At 63.6% G+C, this 14,914-nt stretch carries 15 protein-coding genes and 1 tRNA gene; 5 read left to right on the forward strand and 11 right to left on the reverse strand.

Annotated elements, in window-relative coordinates; translation table 11 throughout:
• Positions 1-2: 2 nt before the first annotated feature.
• The 4 genes from GSQ90_RS12545 to GSQ90_RS12560 all read left to right on the forward strand — a co-directional run bounded on the left by GSQ90_RS12545 (position 3) and on the right by GSQ90_RS12560 (position 4,410).
• Positions 3-431 carry a VOC family protein gene (locus tag GSQ90_RS12545; RefSeq protein ID WP_158815162.1) on the forward strand — a complete coding sequence of 143 codons (429 nt, stop codon included), beginning with the start codon at positions 3-5 and terminating at the stop codon, positions 429-431.
• A complete protein-coding gene (locus GSQ90_RS12550; protein ID WP_158815163.1) occupies positions 428-1,375 on the forward strand; it encodes a nucleoside hydrolase in 948 nt (315 codons plus the stop codon). Before GSQ90_RS12545 ends, GSQ90_RS12550 begins: the two co-directional genes overlap by 4 nt.
• Positions 1,376-1,525: 150 nt before the next feature.
• Complete coding sequence (locus GSQ90_RS12555; protein ID WP_158815164.1) at positions 1,526-3,061, forward strand: amidohydrolase family protein; 1,536 nt, start codon at positions 1,526-1,528, stop codon at positions 3,059-3,061.
• Positions 3,058-4,410: a thymidine phosphorylase gene (locus GSQ90_RS12560; protein WP_158815165.1), complete on the forward strand. Its 1,353-nt coding sequence runs from the start codon at positions 3,058-3,060 to the stop codon at positions 4,408-4,410. Before GSQ90_RS12555 ends, GSQ90_RS12560 begins: the two co-directional genes overlap by 4 nt.
• Positions 4,411-4,720: 310 nt before the next feature.
• Here GSQ90_RS12560 and GSQ90_RS12565 read toward each other — a convergent pair.
• The 4 genes from GSQ90_RS12565 to GSQ90_RS12580 all read right to left on the reverse strand — a co-directional run bounded on the left by GSQ90_RS12565 (position 4,721) and on the right by GSQ90_RS12580 (position 7,577).
• Positions 4,721-4,796, reverse strand: a tRNA-Lys gene (locus GSQ90_RS12565).
• Positions 4,797-4,877: 81 nt separating this feature from the next.
• Entirely contained in the window at positions 4,878-5,849 is a 972-nt protein-coding gene (gene lipA, locus GSQ90_RS12570) for a lipoyl synthase (protein WP_158815166.1), read from the reverse strand.
• 37 nt (positions 5,850-5,886) lie between these two features.
• Positions 5,887-6,183: a GlsB/YeaQ/YmgE family stress response membrane protein gene (locus tag GSQ90_RS12575; protein ID WP_158815167.1), complete on the reverse strand. Its 297-nt coding sequence runs from the start codon at positions 6,181-6,183 to the stop codon at positions 5,887-5,889.
• Positions 6,184-6,284: 101 nt separating this feature from the next.
• Positions 6,285-7,577: an RsmB/NOP family class I SAM-dependent RNA methyltransferase gene (locus tag GSQ90_RS12580; RefSeq protein WP_158815168.1), complete on the reverse strand. Its 1,293-nt coding sequence runs from the start codon at positions 7,575-7,577 to the stop codon at positions 6,285-6,287.
• 111 nt (positions 7,578-7,688) lie between these two features.
• On the opposite strand from GSQ90_RS12580, the gene GSQ90_RS31990 reads away from it, so the two are divergent.
• The gene (locus GSQ90_RS31990; protein WP_174247472.1) at positions 7,689-7,844 is read left to right on the forward strand and encodes a hypothetical protein; all 156 of its coding nucleotides are present in this window, start codon (positions 7,689-7,691) and stop codon (positions 7,842-7,844) included.
• A gap of 182 nt (positions 7,845-8,026) precedes the next feature.
• Here GSQ90_RS31990 and recO read toward each other — a convergent pair whose 3' ends face one another.
• The 7 genes from recO to GSQ90_RS12615 all read right to left on the reverse strand — a co-directional run bounded on the left by recO (position 8,027) and on the right by GSQ90_RS12615 (position 14,808).
• A complete protein-coding gene (recO, locus tag GSQ90_RS12585; protein ID WP_158815169.1) occupies positions 8,027-8,749 on the reverse strand; it encodes a DNA repair protein RecO in 723 nt (240 codons plus the stop codon).
• 13 nt (positions 8,750-8,762) lie between these two features.
• A complete protein-coding gene (locus tag GSQ90_RS12590; protein WP_246731567.1) occupies positions 8,763-10,013 on the reverse strand; it encodes an MFS transporter in 1,251 nt (416 codons plus the stop codon).
• A 10-nt stretch (positions 10,014-10,023) separates the two neighbouring features.
• On the reverse strand, positions 10,024-10,995 hold the full coding sequence (gene era / locus GSQ90_RS12595) for a GTPase Era (protein ID WP_158815170.1): 972 nt from the start codon (positions 10,993-10,995) through the stop codon (positions 10,024-10,026).
• Complete coding sequence (gene rnc / locus GSQ90_RS12600; RefSeq protein WP_158815171.1) at positions 10,992-11,702, reverse strand: ribonuclease III; 711 nt, start codon at positions 11,700-11,702, stop codon at positions 10,992-10,994. The genes era and rnc overlap by 4 nt, the downstream gene beginning before the upstream one ends.
• On the reverse strand, positions 11,703-12,509 hold the full coding sequence (lepB, locus tag GSQ90_RS12605; RefSeq protein WP_158815172.1) for a signal peptidase I: 807 nt from the start codon (positions 12,507-12,509) through the stop codon (positions 11,703-11,705). It lies immediately after the preceding gene.
• A gap of 207 nt (positions 12,510-12,716) precedes the next feature.
• Entirely contained in the window at positions 12,717-13,523 is an 807-nt protein-coding gene (lepB, locus tag GSQ90_RS12610; RefSeq protein WP_158815173.1) for a signal peptidase I, read from the reverse strand.
• 211 nt (positions 13,524-13,734) lie between these two features.
• Positions 13,735-14,808, reverse strand: a complete 1,074-nt coding sequence (locus GSQ90_RS12615) for a BMP family ABC transporter substrate-binding protein (RefSeq protein WP_158815174.1) — start codon at positions 14,806-14,808, stop codon at positions 13,735-13,737.
• Positions 14,809-14,914: the final 106 nt, after the last annotated feature.

The following is a 14,914-nucleotide window of genomic DNA, read 5'->3' on the forward strand; positions in this document are numbered from 1 at the left end:
CTATGACCGCCTTCGCCCAACGCCACGCTATAAGCGACGTGTGCTTCCTCGTTGAAGACATTGAGCGATCGATCGCTTTCTATGTCGACAAGCTCGGCTTCGTGCTGAAGCACCGGGCGCCGGGCTTCGCTGATTTCGACGGCGCCGGGCTGACGCTGGCGCTCTGGGATATCGACCACATCGCCCGCCACACTACCGTTCCCGCGCGGCGCGGCTCCGGCGCCCACAACGTGCTTGTAGCCGTCCTGCTTGCCTCTCCAGCGGAGGTGGACGCTTGCCACGCCGACCTCGCGGCGCAGGGCGTCGTCTTTACCCGGCCGCCAGCCGACTACCCGTGGAACGCGCGCTGCTGCTACTTCGCCGGACCGGACGGCGAGGCGTGGGAACTCTATGCCTGGCATGAGGGCGGCGCGGTGGGAAAGCTGCCATGACCGCGGCGCGCAAGATCATCGTCACCACCGACCCTGGCCAGGACCAGGCGGTCGCGCTCTTCGTGCTGCTGGCCTTGCCAAAGGACTTCGACATTCTCGGTGTGGTCGCGACCGCCGGCAATATCGGCCTCGACAAGACGCAGCGCAACGCACGCCAACTCCTGGAACTCGCAGGGCGCAGCGACGTGCGAGTCTATCTCGGTTCGCCCCGACCGATGCGCCGCCCGCTGGTCACGGCTGAGCATGTGCATGGGCCGAACGGTCTCGATGGGGTGGACCTGCCCGAGCCGTCAATGCCGCTGCAGGCGCAATCCGGCATCGACTTCATCGTCGAGACACTGCTGCGCGAACCCCCGGGCAGCGTCACGCTCGTTTGCCTGTCGCCGCTCACCAATCTCGGCCTGGCGCTGGAGAAGGAGCCTGACATCGCCTCGCGTATGGCAGGCGTCGTCATGATGGCGGGCGCCTATTTCGAGGTTGGCAACATCACGCCGGCCGCCGAGTTCAACGTCTATGTGGACCCCGAAGCCGCTGACCTCGTGCTGCGCTCGGGCGCGGCGATCACCATGCTGCCGCTCGACGTCACCCACCAGATGCTGTCGACCCCGGAGCGACTTGATCGCTTCCGAGCGTTGGGCAACCGCTGCGGCCTCGCGACCGCCGACATGCTGAGCTTCTCCGAGGCGTTCGATCTGAAAAAATACGGCTGGGAGGGTGCGCCGCTGCACGGGCCCTGCGTACCCGCTTACATGCTGAAGCCGGAGCTGTTCGTATCTCGACGGATCAACGTGACGGTCGAAACGGATAGCGCGCTGACGCTAGGTATGACGGTCGCCGACTGGTGGCGCGTCACCGATCGGCCGCGCAACGTCGCCTATGTCCGAAACGGCGATCCCGCTGGCTACTACGACCTTCTGGTCGAAACGATCGCGCGGTTGCCATGAGGAGCGCCACCACGTGTTGAGTCCACATGTGATCATGAATTGGCCGGCTGATCGCAAAACGAGGCTGCCGATCGGACGGACCATGGCGGAGGATGCCCCTTTCGTCTTCTCCCAATTGCCCCAAGATGCGCGCGTTCAAGGGGTGACGGCATGACCACGCTCATCAGGAACGCCACCATCCTCGCCATGGACGCCGCCCATGGCGCCACACCATTCCTCGGCGACATTCTCGTGGAGGGTGACCGAATCGCCACCATCGGCCACGGCCTCGAGGCGCCGCCCGGCGCGAAGGTGATCGAGGGCCGCGACCGCCTGGTAATGCCGGGGCTTGTCAACGCCCACATCCACTCGTCCGAGACGTTCTTCAAGGGCCGCTACCAGAACATGCCGCTTGAGGTGTGGACGCTCTACGCCTATCCGCTCGTCGGCGCGCCGGTCATCCCGGAGCGGCTGCTCTATCTGCGCTCTCTGCTGACGGCGATGGAAGCTTTGAAGGGCGGCGTCACCACCATGGTGGATGATTTCTTCGATCCGCCGCGCTTCGATCTCGACCGGCTGGGCATTGTCTTCTCCGCCTATGATGCGGTCGGCATCCGCGCCAATGTCTCGAACGCCATCATCGACAGGCATATCTTCGACACGCTGCCCTTCGCGCGCGAGATCGTCCCCGCCGCGCTTCAGGCGGCAATCCCCGATCCGGGCTTCACGGTCGACGGCTATATGGACTATTGCCGCTCCGTCTTTGCAAGCCTTCATGGGCGCGGCAATGGCCGCCTCCGTTTCATGCTCGCGCCTTCGGCGCCGCAGCGATGCAGCGTGCCGCTGATGGAGGCCTGTCTCGCCCTCGCCGTCGAAAAAGGCGTACCCTACCACACGCATATCCTGGAGACGAAGACACAAGCCGTCACGGGCGAAGAGTTCTACGGCAAGACGCTGATCCGCTATATGCACGATCTTGGTCTGCTGGCGAGGAATGTCACCATCGCCCATTCGATCTGGGTGACGGATGAAGATATGGTGCTGATGGGCTCGGCCGACTGCTCGATCGCGCACAACTGCATCTCGAACCAGAAACTCGGCGCCGGCGTCGCGCCAGTTCGGCGCCTGCTTGACGCCGGGGTGAATGTTGGGCTCGGCACGGACGGCCTTTGCAGCAACGACACCGCCCGCATCTTCGATGTGATGCGCGCCGCCGGCCTTATCCACGGTACGGCCACGCCCGATTATGAGCGCTGGGTGACGTCGGAGGAGATCCTAACCGCGGCGACGATCAAGGGCGCGCGTACCGCCCTCCTCGATCACGTGACGGGATCGCTCGAAGTCGGCAAGAAGGCCGACCTCCTAATTCTGAAAATGGACGGCTTCAACTTCTCGCCGATGAACGACATCCGCCACCACCTCGTCTATTGCGAGAACGGGCAGTCGATCGAGACGGTGATGGTGGACGGCGCCGTCGTCGTTGCAAACGGCCGCTTGACCACAGTCGATGAGGACGCCGTGTTCGCCGAGTTGCGCGAGATCGTGCCGGCTTGGCTCACCGAGCACGCCGAGGTCGAGGCGCGGAACAAGGTCTTCGAGCCCTATATGCGCGAACTCCACCGCCGGGCGACGATCCGCGATATCGGCATCAACCGGTATCAGGGCGACATGCCGTTCTGGACCGGTCAGAATCGGGCCTCCGCATGAGCGCGGAACGGCTCGGTTTCCTGCCGCAGGAGATCATTCGCAAGAAGCGCGACCGGGGCGCGCTTTCGGTCGAGGAGATCGCCTTCTTCATCGCGGGCGTCACCAACGGCACGATCAGCGAGGGCCAGATCGGCGCCTTCAACATGGCCGTCTATCTGAACGGCATGGAGCGCGATGAACTGACGGCCTTCGCGCTCGCCATGCGCGACTCCGGCGATGTGATCGACTGGAGCACGATTGGCATCGGTGGGCGGACGCTGATCGACAAGCATTCGAGCGGTGGCGTCGGCGACGAGAAGGTGAGCCTGATCGTCGCGCCGCTCGTCGCCGCCTGCGGCATCAAGATGCCGATGATCTCGGCCCGCGGCCTCGGCCATACCGGCGGCGAGGTCGATCTCATGGACAGCATGCCGGGCGTGCAGATTGCGCCGCCGGTGGAGTTCTTCATGCGGACCGTGGCCGAGGTGGGCTGCGCGATCATCGGACCGACCCGCCGCCTCGCTCCGGCCGACGGGGCGATCTATTATGTGCGCGACGTGACGGCAACGGTCGAATCGATCCCGCTGATCGCCAGCTCGATCATGTCGAAGAAGCTCGCGGCCGGCATCAATGGCCTGGTGATGAGCGTCAATTTCGGCTCCGGCGCCTTCATGCCGACGGTCGATGACGCCCTCGCCCTCGCACAGAGCATGCTCGGCGTGGCCGAGGACGCCGGCGTGCCAATGGTCACGCATCTATGCGACATGGACGAGGTGATGGGCGACGCCGTTGGCAGCCTGCCGCAAATCCGCGAGGTGATCGGCTTCCTGACCGGCGGCCCACGCGAGGTGCGGCTCGAGGAGATCGTCATAACGCTCTCGGCCGAGATCCTGATCATGGGCGGCCTCGCCGCCACGATGGCCGAAGCGCGTGCGCTTCTGAAGACCAGGCTTGATGATGGCGGCGCCGCCGACCGCTTCGGCCGCATGGTCGCGTCGCTCGGCGGACCCGCCGATATCGTCACGAACCCCGACCGTCATCTCGAACAGGCGCCCTTCATCCGGCCAGTCTTTGCGGAGACCGATGGTTATGTGGCGCGGGTGGACGCGCGCGCCGTCGGTCTCGCCCTCCTGGGCATCGGGTCGGGCCGGACGCGGCCGGACCAGTCGATCGACCACGCCGTCGGCCTCTCTGGCATGGTCCATGTCGGCGACCGCGCCGGCATTGACCGACCGCTGGCCATCCTTCACGCCCGCGACGAGGCCGCGTGGTCGCGGGCCGCCGCGGCTCTGCGGGCCGCGATCACGCTTTCCGACACCCGGCCGGCAGCCCAGCCGCTCATGCGCGCGCGGCTCGCGACCCGGCTCTAGTCGAGGGGCTACGGCGCTGACTGGACCCAGCCGCGCGGCGCCGCACTACTGATCGCGCCGATTCCGATCATAGAGATTCATCTTTGCGACCTCAGAAAATATCGTCTCCCCCGCGTGGCGCTTCGGCAGTGTCACAGCCTAAATCAATGCGCGATGCCAATTGATTTGACACCCGTACAAAGCTCGATCGCCCTCCACCCCATTTCACGGCCCCGTCCGTACTGCTTGAACCCGCCCAAAGGCATCGTTGAAAAACCGTTTTAGTCGGCGCTTCTCAAACGGTGAGTTTTTGATAAGTCTTTGATTTTATTGGTGAGCGCGGTGGGACTCGAACCCACGACCCTCTGATTAAAAGTCAGATGCTCTACCGATTGAGCTACGCGCTCCCTTCACGGGATGCGCAGTGCCTATAGCCTCGCCCCTCAAGGGTCAATAGAAAGCGCGGCGCGCTGATCGTGCGAAGGGGCTCAAGACGCCAGGCGCGCCGCCTTGAGGCGGGCGAAATCGTCTCCCGCGTGATGCGACGAGCGGGTCAGCGGCGAGGACGACACCAACAGGAAGCCTTTCGCCGCGCCGATCGTGGCGTAAGAGGCAAATTCTTCGGGCGTGATGAAACGCATCACCTGATGATGTTTGCGCGTTGGCTGCAAATATTGGCCGATTGTCAGAAAATCGACCTCGGCCGAACGCAGATCATCCATCAATTGCAGCACTTCGTGGCGCTCCTCGCCAAGGCCGACCATGATGCCCGACTTGGTGAACATCGTCGGATCAAGCTCCTTGGCGCGCTGAAGCAGGCGTATCGAGTGGAAATAGCGGGCGCCGGGGCGGACGGTCAGATATTTCGAAGGGACCGTTTCGAGATTGTGGTTGAAAACATCGGGCCGCGCCGCAATCACCGCCTCCAGCGCGCCGTCCTTGCGCAGGAAATCGGGCGTCAGCACCTCGATCGTCGTCGCGGGAGAAACGGCGCGAATGGCGCGGATCGTTCGCGCGAAGTGCTCAGCGCCGCCATCGGCCAGGTCATCGCGGTCGACCGAGGTCACCACGACATGCGCAAGGCCGAGCTTCGCGACGGCGTCGGCGACCCGCTCCGGTTCGCCCGCCTCCAGCGCTTCGGGTAGGCCGGTGCGCACATTGCAGAAGGCGCAGGCCCTCGTGCACGTGTCGCCCATGATCATGAAGGTGGCGTGTTTCTTCTCCCAGCACTCGCCAATGTTGGGACAGCCCGCCTCCTCGCAGACGGTAACAAGACCGTGCTGACGCACGATCCTTTGCGTTTGCGCAAATTTCTCGGAGCCGGGCGCCTTGACCCGGATCCAATCCGGCTTTCTCGCGATCGGCTGATCGGGCCGATGCGCCTTTTCGGGGTGGCGCGTGCGATCGATGGACCCGATTTTGCGCGGGTCATTGTTCAAGAGATCGAGCACGACAGTCATCAGATGCCTCTGCGGCGCAGCCAATCAGCCACGTCGCCTATTGTTGTGGATAGACGCTTCGGCCGTGAATCAATTGCCAGATGAGAAGAACGATGATCGATCCGACCAGCGCGGCGAGGAAATGCTTGCCCGACCCGGCGACCGCAAAATGCAGAAAATTATCGGCGACATAGGAGCCAATCCACGAGCCGACGATGCCGACCAGGATGTTCGTGAGAATTCCGTGCCGGATTCCCAAAATCATGCCCGCGATCCATCCGGCAAGTCCGCCAATGATGATCAGCGAAAAAAAGCCGATATCCGGCGTCCCCAGCACACCCAACGGTTCATCCATGACATTTCCCCAGTTCGTTGGCGCCCTGACGAAGGCAAAGCGCGTGGTTGCACCCTGCCAATATCTCAGACTTCACTGCGACAGGGAAGCGACGAAGCGCCTCATGAACGGGCCAGAGCCGCGATATAGAAGCCATCGGTGGCGGTTTGTAGGGGGCTGAGCCGCAATCCGACGCCTAATTTCGACGCCTGCGCCGCAAGGGCCGGCAGACCCGCCGACCGGGCGAGATGCGCGGCGCCGACCGGGAGAAAATCAGCGTGCTCGCCGAGAAAGGCGTCGATCTGATCCTCATTCTCGGCCCGCAACAGCGAGCAGGTGACATACAACAGCCGCCCGCCGGGTTTGACGAATTGCGCCGCCTGTTGAAGGGTTTCCTTTTGATTTTTAATGCGCTGCTCAAGCGCTCCGGGCCGCATCCGCCACTTGGCGTCGGGATTACGGCGCCAGGCGCCCGAGCCGCTGCAGGGCGCATCGACGAAGACGAGATCGCAGCGCCTCGCCAGGTCGCTTAATATGTCGCGCGGGCCCTTGGGCGCCCGCACTTGCACGTTGCGCACGCCGGCCCGTTCGAGGCGGTCGAAAATGGGCATCAGCCGCCGCCCGTCTGAATCGGTGGCGTAGATCTGGCCCTGATTGTTCATCATCGCGGCCAGGGCGAGGCTCTTGCCGCCCGCGCCCGCGCAAAGGTCGAGAACCTGGGCGCCGGGCGCGGCGCCCGACAGCAGCGCGGCCAGTTGCGAGCCTTCGTCCTGCACTTCCACAAGGCCTTTGGCGTAGGCGGGCTCGGCGGCAAGCGCCGGCCCTCTGCCCTCCGCGGTGATGGCGATCCGCAGGCCGACGGGCGAGAAGGGCGTCGGCTGGGGCGACAGATGGGCCAGCGAAGCCAGCGCCTTGTCGCGGTCGCCTTTAAGGGCGTTGACGCGCAAATCGACGGGAGCGCGCTCGGCAAGCGCCCTACCCTCGTCGGCGGCGGCGGCGCCAAAGCTCGCCTCGAAGGCGGCGCTCAGCCATTCGGGATAGTCGCCGCGCACATGCGCGGGCGCGTCATCGAGAACGCCATTCTCGAGCCGATCCTGCTCCCCGGCGCTCAACGGCGGCGGCGCATGGCCCTCGCCCGTGAACAGACGCGCGATATCGACGCCCGACTGGTCCCGCAATTGCTTGAGCGCGCCGATCACGCTGGCGCGCGCGCCCGCCTCGCCCATGATCCATGCGGAAGACGCCTTGCGCCGCAACGCGTCGTAGATGAGGCTGGCGATCGCCGAACGGTCGCCCGATCCAGCAAAACGATGGGCGATCCCCCAATCCTTGATGGATTCGGCGGCGGGCCGCCGCCTTTCTTCGATATCGGTGAGGATCTCTATGGCGGCGGCGACACGCGCGGCGGGAATCATTGCGCGGCCATCGGCGAATTATGGCGAGCGACCCAAAACCGACATGATTGGGGTGATAGGGAGGACGGCGCGCGATAAGCAGGCGCCTTCATTTCATGGTTTGGAGATATCATGGCCACTTTCATCCGATCCCTTGTCGCCGTTGGTTTGGCGCTGTCCCTCGCCGCCTGCGCAGCCGCGCCGCCCCCGCCGCAAGCAGACTTGAACCCGCCGCCCCGTAAGCAGCTCGACGCCAAGACCCAGCTCGAAACGGGCCGCACCTACTGAAGGCGGCGTAAGACCGAGACGAGGACGGCGAAGCGATGTGGCGGTCGAGGTCCAACGACCGCCGCGAATGGCGCCTGCACGCCTGGCGGCCGGTGAGAGCGGCTTCTAGACGGTATGACGCTGGAAAGCACGTCATTTTCTGACCGTCGCCCGATTGGCCCCGTTTGCGCGGGGAACGCCGGTTACTTGGTCGCCGCGGCGAGAAACGCCCGCCTTGCGTCGGGCATGGGCAGCCCGCGCGGGCCAAACAGATTGCGCTCGAGGAAAAATCCCGTCAGGCGGAAAGCGTCGGCAAGCTCGCTCACTGTCGGTGCCGCGAGAGAATCGTCCGAGCGAAGAAACGCCGGCAGCGCCAGCAATTTGTCGCGCCAGGGCGCGCCGGCCGATGCGCTGACGGCGCGGCCGGATTTGGGCGAGACATAGATCAGATCGTCGCGCGACCCCGAGGCCGCGCAACGCTCCAGATCGAGCTGGAAGCCGCATTCGGCGAGCACCTGCAATTCGAAGCGCGCGAGCAGGGTTGGCGCGACATCGGCAAGATCAAGATGGTCGGCGATGATCTCGAGCGCTTCATGCAGGGATTCGTGAGGGTCGCGCTCGGGCAGCAGCCTCAGCAGGGCGCCAAGATAGCTGACGCCGGCCAGCGCCAGGCCGCTGGCGATCAACCGCCCCGCCCTGAGATGGAGCGGCTCGATGGCGTAGCTGCCCAGATGTTCGTCGAGCCGCGCGCGCCAGACGAGGCCTAGCGAATTGCCGGGCTGCAGCAGGCTTTGGAAACGGGTCGAACGACCGCCCCGCACAAGGCCCAGATGGCGCCCATGCGCCTTGGTCAGCGTTTCGATGATGGCCGAGGTTTCGCCGTGGCGCTTGACGCCGATGACGAGCCCCTCGTCGCGCCATTCCAATGTTCAGACTCCCTCAATTGTTCGCGAGATGACGCGGCGGCGGCGTCCTTGCAAGGCGTAGCGCGACGATCAGTGCGCCGCATGCCAGCGCGCCGATCCACCCGGCGACGCCGGGCCAGCCGGCGCGCGAGAAAAACCAACCGCCCGCCGAACCGGCGACGCTCGATCCGAGATAATAGAAGAAAAGATAGAGCGCGGAAGCTTGCGCTTTCGCCTTTTCCGCGCGCAGGCCCACCCAGCTTGACGCGATCGAATGCGCGCCGAAAAACCCCGCGGTGACGAGCGCGACGCCCAATATGATTGCGATGAGATTGTCGGGCAGCGTCGCCGCCACGCCGGCGAGCATCATCGCCATCGCGATCCATAAAATCCGCCGCCGCCCAAAACGGCCGGCAAGATCGCCCATCGCCGTCGCGCTGACGGTTCCCGCGAGATAGAGAATGAAGATGAGCCCGATCGTCGTCTGGCTCAGCGAAAACGGCGCTTCAAGCAGCCGGTAGCCGATGTAATTATAGACGCAGACGAACCCGCCCATCAGCAGGAAGGCCGCAAGGAACAGAAGCCGCAGGCCCGGATCGGCGAAATGGCTGATCAGGGAGGCCCATAGGGCGCGAAGATTGGGCCGTTGCGGCGTAAAGCGGCGCGATTCCGGCAGGATGATCGCCAGCAGGCCGGCGCTGGCGAGCCCCATGGCGCCGACGACGAGGATGCCGAGGCGCCAGTCGCCCCGATCGGCGAGAACGGCGACGGCCAACCGGCCCGCCAGGCCGCCAAGGCCGCTGCCGGCGACATAAAGCCCCATCGCCAGACCGATCGCCTTGCCGTCCATTTCATCGCCGAGATAGGCCATGGCGACGGCCGGCAGCCCCGACAGCGCCAGCCCGGTCAGCGCCCTCAGCAGGATGAGTTGCGTCCAGTCTTGCGAAAACGCGGCGAGCATGGTCGCGGCGGAGGAAGCAGCGAGCGATGCGACCATCACGCGCTTGCGGCCGAGAATTTCGGAAATCGTGCCCGCCGCGATCATCGATATCGCCAGAACGCCCGTCGTCGCCGAAAGCGACAGGCTGCTGACGGCGGGCGAAACATGGAAGATGCGCGAAAACACAGGCAGCAACGGCTGCACGCTGTAGAGGAGCGCGAAGGTCGAAAACCCGCCGAAGAACAGCGCCGCCGTCGCGCGCAGAAAACCCGCGCCGCCGCGCGCGATCTTGGAGACGCCCCCTTCTGGCGAGGTTGAGGGGCTCGCGGGAATCGGCGCGTCCAACGCTTGGCCCTCAGCTCTTGGGAAACTCCAGCCCCATCGCGCGGTAGCGTTCGGGATCGTCGAGCCAGTTGGCGCGCACTTTGACGAACAGAAAGAGATGGACCGGCCCGTCGTTCGCCTCGGCGATCTCTTTGCGCGCCGCCGTGCCGATCGATTTGATGGTCCGACCGCCTTCGCCGAGGACGATTTTCTTGTGGCTGTCGCGCGAGACGAAAATCGTCTGCTCGATGCGCACGGACCCGTCCGGCAATTCTTTCCAACTGTCGGTCTCGACGGTTGCTTGATAAGGCAATTCGTCGTGCAGGCGCTCGAATAATTTCTCACGCGTAATTTCCGCCGCCAGCGCGCGGATCGGCGCGTCGGTGATCTGATCTTCGGGATAGAGCCAGGGACCGGGCGCCATCATGCGGCCGAGGCGCTCGCGCAATTGATCGAGGCCGTCGCCGGTGACGGCGCTGATCATGAATGTTTCTTCAAACTTGAGCGTGGCGTTGAGCTTTTCGGCAAGCGCCAGCAGCGTCGGACGGTCCACCAGGTCGATCTTGTTGAGCACGAGGACTTTGCGCGTCGTGCTCTCGTTCAAGGCGCGCACGATCGTCTCGGTCTGCTCGCTCAAGGCATGCGGGGCGCTGGCGTGGGGCGTATCCGAAGACGCCGCGCCGCGATCGGTCTTCGCCGATCCGCTCAGCTCCTGCCGCGCATCGATCAGCAGCGCCAGCACGTCGGCGTCCGCCGCCGCCCCCCAGGCCGACGCGGCCATCGCGCGATCGAGCCGGCGTTTGGGCGCAAACAGGCCTGGCGTATCGACGAAGATGATTTGCGCGGCGCCCTCGATCACAATGCCGCGCACCGTCGTGCGCGTCGTTTGCGCCTTTCGAGACACGACCGAGACTTTGGAGCCGACCAGCGCGTTGATCAAAGTCGACTTGCCGGCGTTCGGCGCCCCGATCAAAGCAACGAAGCCACAGGATGTGTCGGTCATGAATTTTCCATTCCGGCCTGACGCGCCATGAAAGCTTGCGCCGCGGCCTGTTCGGCGGCGCGTTTGGAGGACGCCGAACCCTGCGCCGGCGCAAAGCCCTCCAGCGACACTTGAATCGTGAACTGGGGCGCATGCGGCGGGCCGGAGCGATCGATTTCAATATAGGTCGGCGCGTTAAGGGCGCGCGCCTGCGCCCATTCCTGCATCGCGGTCTTGGCGTCGCGCTCGGGCTCCTCGACCGCATACATGCGGGCGCGCCATGACCGCGCGATCAATTGCCGCGCCGCGTCGAAGCCGGCCTCGACGAACACCGCGCCGATCAAAGATTCCGCGATATCCGAGAGGATCGCCGCTTTCTTGCGCCCACCCGCCTGCGCCTCGCCAACGCCGAGTACGACATGCGGGCCGACCTCCCATTCCTTGGCCACTTCCGCGCAGGTTTCGCGCCGCACCAGCGCGGCTAGGCGCATCGACAGCTCTCCTTCGCTAGCTTGCGGAAAGGCCTCGTAGAGCATTGCCGCGACAGCCAGACCGAGGACGCGATCGCCCAGGAACTCCAGCCGCTGATAGGAATCGAGCCGACCTTGCCTGCCTGTGGCTGGGGCCGAAAGGTGAGTCAGCGCGCGCGCGGCGAGTTCGGCATCCCTGAATTTATAGCCGAGCCGGGCTTCGAGATCAGTGAGCGCGGCCTTTTCTTTTCTGGCCATCTATCGGACCGGCTGGAACAGGCGGTCCCAGCGAATGGCCCACGTCCCGCCCGAATTATCCTTGGCCGGGCTCTCGCTGCCGACCGAGAAAAAGACCATCTCCGCCCGGCCTATGAAATTGTCGAAAGGCACGAAGCCAACGCCCTGCTGCTCGGCCGCGAGGCGTGAATCGTTGGAATTGTCGCGATTGTCGCCCATCATGAAATAATTGCCTGGCGGCACTGTATAGACATTGGTGTTGTCCCAATAGCCCTCGTCGCCGTCCATCTGGATGATTTCATGTTTGACGCCGCCCGGCAGCGTTTCCTCATAATGGGGAACATCGATCGGGCTGCCAAAATGGCCGAGCGTCGAATAGGGCGGCAGCGGCGTGCGTTCGACGATCGTTCCGTTGATGTAGAGCCTGCTGTGGCGCAACTGGATGGTGTCGCCGGGCAGGCCGATGAGGCGCTTGATATAGTCGGTTTGGCCGTCGCGCGGCAGCTTGAATACGATGACGTCGCCACGTTTGGGCTGAGACGCGAATAGGCGGCCCGGCATGGCGGCCGGCGCAAGATCCAAAAACGAGGGCAGCGAGAAATGCGAATAACCGTACGAATATTTTGACACGAATACGTAGTCGCCAATCAGCAAAGTCGGAATCAAGGAACCGGAAGGAATATTGAACGGCTGGAACAAGAGGAGACGGCCGGCGACCAGGATCAATGCCGCCAGAGCAGCGAAGGCGATCGTCCCAAGACCGCCCTCTCTAGTCTTTTTTGCAGCGGCTTCGAAATCGCCGCTCTTCAAACTTGCCGGCTCCGTCATATCGATATCGAACCTTTCCATCCGCGACCGGCGGCCGACCGGCGCATTCTGTCAGGCAAACAAACGCCATACCAGCGCACAACGCGTCGGCCAAGCGTCCCGGCAGACGCCCCTTACGGGCCGATATGAAGAAAAGGAGGCGGCCCGAAGGCCGCCTCTCGAATAGAATCGCCCATCAGCGCGGCATCAATAACTTCCGAAGCGATCCTATCGGACCGGCTGGAACAGGCGATGCCAGCGCACAATCCAGGGCCAGCGCCAGAATTGCCAGGCCGGCTCGCCCTCCTCGACCGAAAAGAAGATTACCTCGGCGCGGCCGATGAGATTGTCGAAGGGCACGAAGCCGACGCCTTCTTCTGGCGGAAAACGTGAATCGAGCGAATTATCGCGATTGTCGCCCATCATGAAATAATTGCCCGCGGGCACTTCATAAACGGGGGTGTTGCTTTTTTCGCCCTCGTCGCCGCTGATCTGAATGATTTCGTGTTTGACGCCGCCCGGCAGCGTCTCCTCATAATGGGGAACCTCGATGGGGCGGCCAAAATTGCCCGACATCGGATAGGGCGGCAGCGGCGTGCGCTCGGCGACCGTCCCGTTGATATAGAGGCGACCGTGAATCATCTGGACCTTGTCGCCCGGCAGACCGATCAGACGCTTGATATAGTCGGTCTCGCCGTCGCGCGGCAGCTTGAACACGATGATGTCGCCACGCTTGGGTTGTGACGCGAAGAGCCGGCCCGGCATCGATCCGGGGAGCAGATCCAGAAACGACGGCAGCGAAAAATGCGAATAACCGTATGAATATTTCGAAACGAAGAGGTAATCGCCGATCAGCAACGTCGGGGTCAGGGAGCCCGAGGGAATATTGAACGGCTGGAACAGCAAAGTGCGGATGACAAGCGCGATCAGCAGCGCCTGAACGATGACTTTAATCGTCTCCCAGAGACCGCCCTCGTTCGACTTTTTTGAGGCGACGTCGTAATCGCCGCCTCTCAGACTTGCCGGCTCCGTCATCAGCGTATCAAACCTTTCCGTCCGCAACCGGCGCCCGGCCAGCGCGACTTGTCCAACAAACAGACCCTATACGCGCGCGCAGCGCGTCAGCCAAGCGTCAACAGCAGGCCCGTCGCGCCTTAAGTTCACAAAGCCGGCTACTAAGAAAAAGAGGCGGCCCTAAGGCCGCCCCTCGAAATCCGAGCCCAAATGCTCATCGCGAACTCTGGGTTTATTGCGGGATCTTGTCGTCCACGCCTTTGACATACCAGTTCATGCCCAGCACGTCTCCATCTTCGAGCGTCTTTGCGCCCGGTTTGCAGCGGTCCTTGCCGTCCTGGTCGAGGACCGGGCAAGCGAAGGGCTGGAGCGCGCCCGAGGCGATGTCGGCCGTCGTCTTGACCGCCGCCGCCTTCACATCGTCAGGCATGTTGGCGAAAGGCGCCATCACGACCATGTTCTTGCCGATGCCGTCCCAAGTGTCCTCCGACTTCCACTTCCCGTCGATCAGGGCTTGAATGCGCTGGGTGTAATAGGGACCCCAATTGTCAGTATTGGCCGTCAACTGCGCCTTGGGGGCGAATTTCATCATGTCCGACGACTGGCCAAAGCCCAATTTGCCGGCCTTCTCGGCTTCCTGCAACGGCGCGGCGGAATCGGTGTGTTGGGTCAGGATATCGGCGCCCTGAGCGAGCAACGCCTTGGCCGCGTCCGCTTCCTTGCCCGGATCGAACCAGGTATTGACCCAGACGATCTTGATCTTGGCGTTCGGATTGGTCGTCTGCATGCCGCGCTCAAAAGCGTTGATGCCGGAAATCACCTCGGGGATCGGGAAGGACACGATATAGCCGATCGTATTGGTCTTGGTCATTTTGCCGGCGATCTGGCCCATCACATAGCGGCCTTCATAGAATTTGGCCGCATAGGTCGACATGTTCGGGTTTCGCTTATAGCCGGTCGCGTGTTCGAACATCACTTTGGGAAACTTCTTGGCGACCTTCAACGTCGGGTCCATGAAGCCGAACGACGTCGTGAACACGATGTTGCAACCGCTGCGGGCCAGTTGCTCGATGGCGCGCTCGCTATCGCTGTCGGGGATGTTTTCAAGGAAGGTCGTCGCATCGACTTTGTCGCCCAGAGCCTTCGCGGCGGCGAGACGACCCTGATCGTGCTGATAGGAATAGCCAAAATCGCCTACCGGGCCGGTATAGACCCAACAGGCCTTCACCTTGCCTGCCGCCTCGGCGCCGCCGGCGGCCGCCAGTGAAAGCGCCGCGACAGCGGCGGCGGTAAAGAGTGTGCGCATGAACCATTCTCCCGTTACAAAACCAGTTCGACCTTAGCAACATCGGCGCCGGCGGTCGCTTCCGGTTCCGATTGAAGTCTTGCGACCTGCGAACATCAACAACTTT

Source organism: Methylocapsa sp. S129, assembly GCF_009765995.1.
Lineage (GTDB): Bacteria > Pseudomonadota > Alphaproteobacteria > Rhizobiales > Beijerinckiaceae > Roseiarcus.

What these genes read in the sequence shown, in the direction of transcription:
- lepB (WP_158815172.1), bottom strand. Translation starts at nt 12,509, where the DNA reads ATGACGGAGCCGGCAAGTTTGAAGAGCGGCGATTTCGAAGCCGCTGCA.
- era (WP_158815170.1), bottom strand. Translation starts at nt 10,995, where the DNA reads ATGACCGACACATCCTGTGGCTTCGTTGCTTTGATCGGGGCGCCGAAC.
- GSQ90_RS12615 (WP_158815174.1), bottom strand. Translation starts at nt 14,808, where the DNA reads ATGCGCACACTCTTTACCGCCGCCGCTGTCGCGGCGCTTTCACTGGCG.
- GSQ90_RS12560 (WP_158815165.1), top strand. Translation starts at nt 3,058, where the DNA reads ATGAGCGCGGAACGGCTCGGTTTCCTGCCGCAGGAGATCATTCGCAAG.
- GSQ90_RS12555 (WP_158815164.1), top strand. Translation starts at nt 1,526, where the DNA reads ATGACCACGCTCATCAGGAACGCCACCATCCTCGCCATGGACGCCGCC.
- rnc (WP_158815171.1), bottom strand. Translation starts at nt 11,702, where the DNA reads ATGGCCAGAAAAGAAAAGGCCGCGCTCACTGATCTCGAAGCCCGGCTC.
- GSQ90_RS12550 (WP_158815163.1), top strand. Translation starts at nt 428, where the DNA reads ATGACCGCGGCGCGCAAGATCATCGTCACCACCGACCCTGGCCAGGAC.
- GSQ90_RS12580 (WP_158815168.1), bottom strand. Translation starts at nt 7,577, where the DNA reads ATGATTCCCGCCGCGCGTGTCGCCGCCGCCATAGAGATCCTCACCGAT.
- GSQ90_RS31990 (WP_174247472.1), top strand. Translation starts at nt 7,689, where the DNA reads ATGGCCACTTTCATCCGATCCCTTGTCGCCGTTGGTTTGGCGCTGTCC.
- GSQ90_RS12545 (WP_158815162.1), top strand. Translation starts at nt 3, where the DNA reads ATGACCGCCTTCGCCCAACGCCACGCTATAAGCGACGTGTGCTTCCTC.
- lepB (WP_158815173.1), bottom strand. Translation starts at nt 13,523, where the DNA reads ATGACGGAGCCGGCAAGTCTGAGAGGCGGCGATTACGACGTCGCCTCA.
- lipA (WP_158815166.1), bottom strand. Translation starts at nt 5,849, where the DNA reads ATGACTGTCGTGCTCGATCTCTTGAACAATGACCCGCGCAAAATCGGG.
- GSQ90_RS12575 (WP_158815167.1), bottom strand. Translation starts at nt 6,183, where the DNA reads ATGGATGAACCGTTGGGTGTGCTGGGGACGCCGGATATCGGCTTTTTT.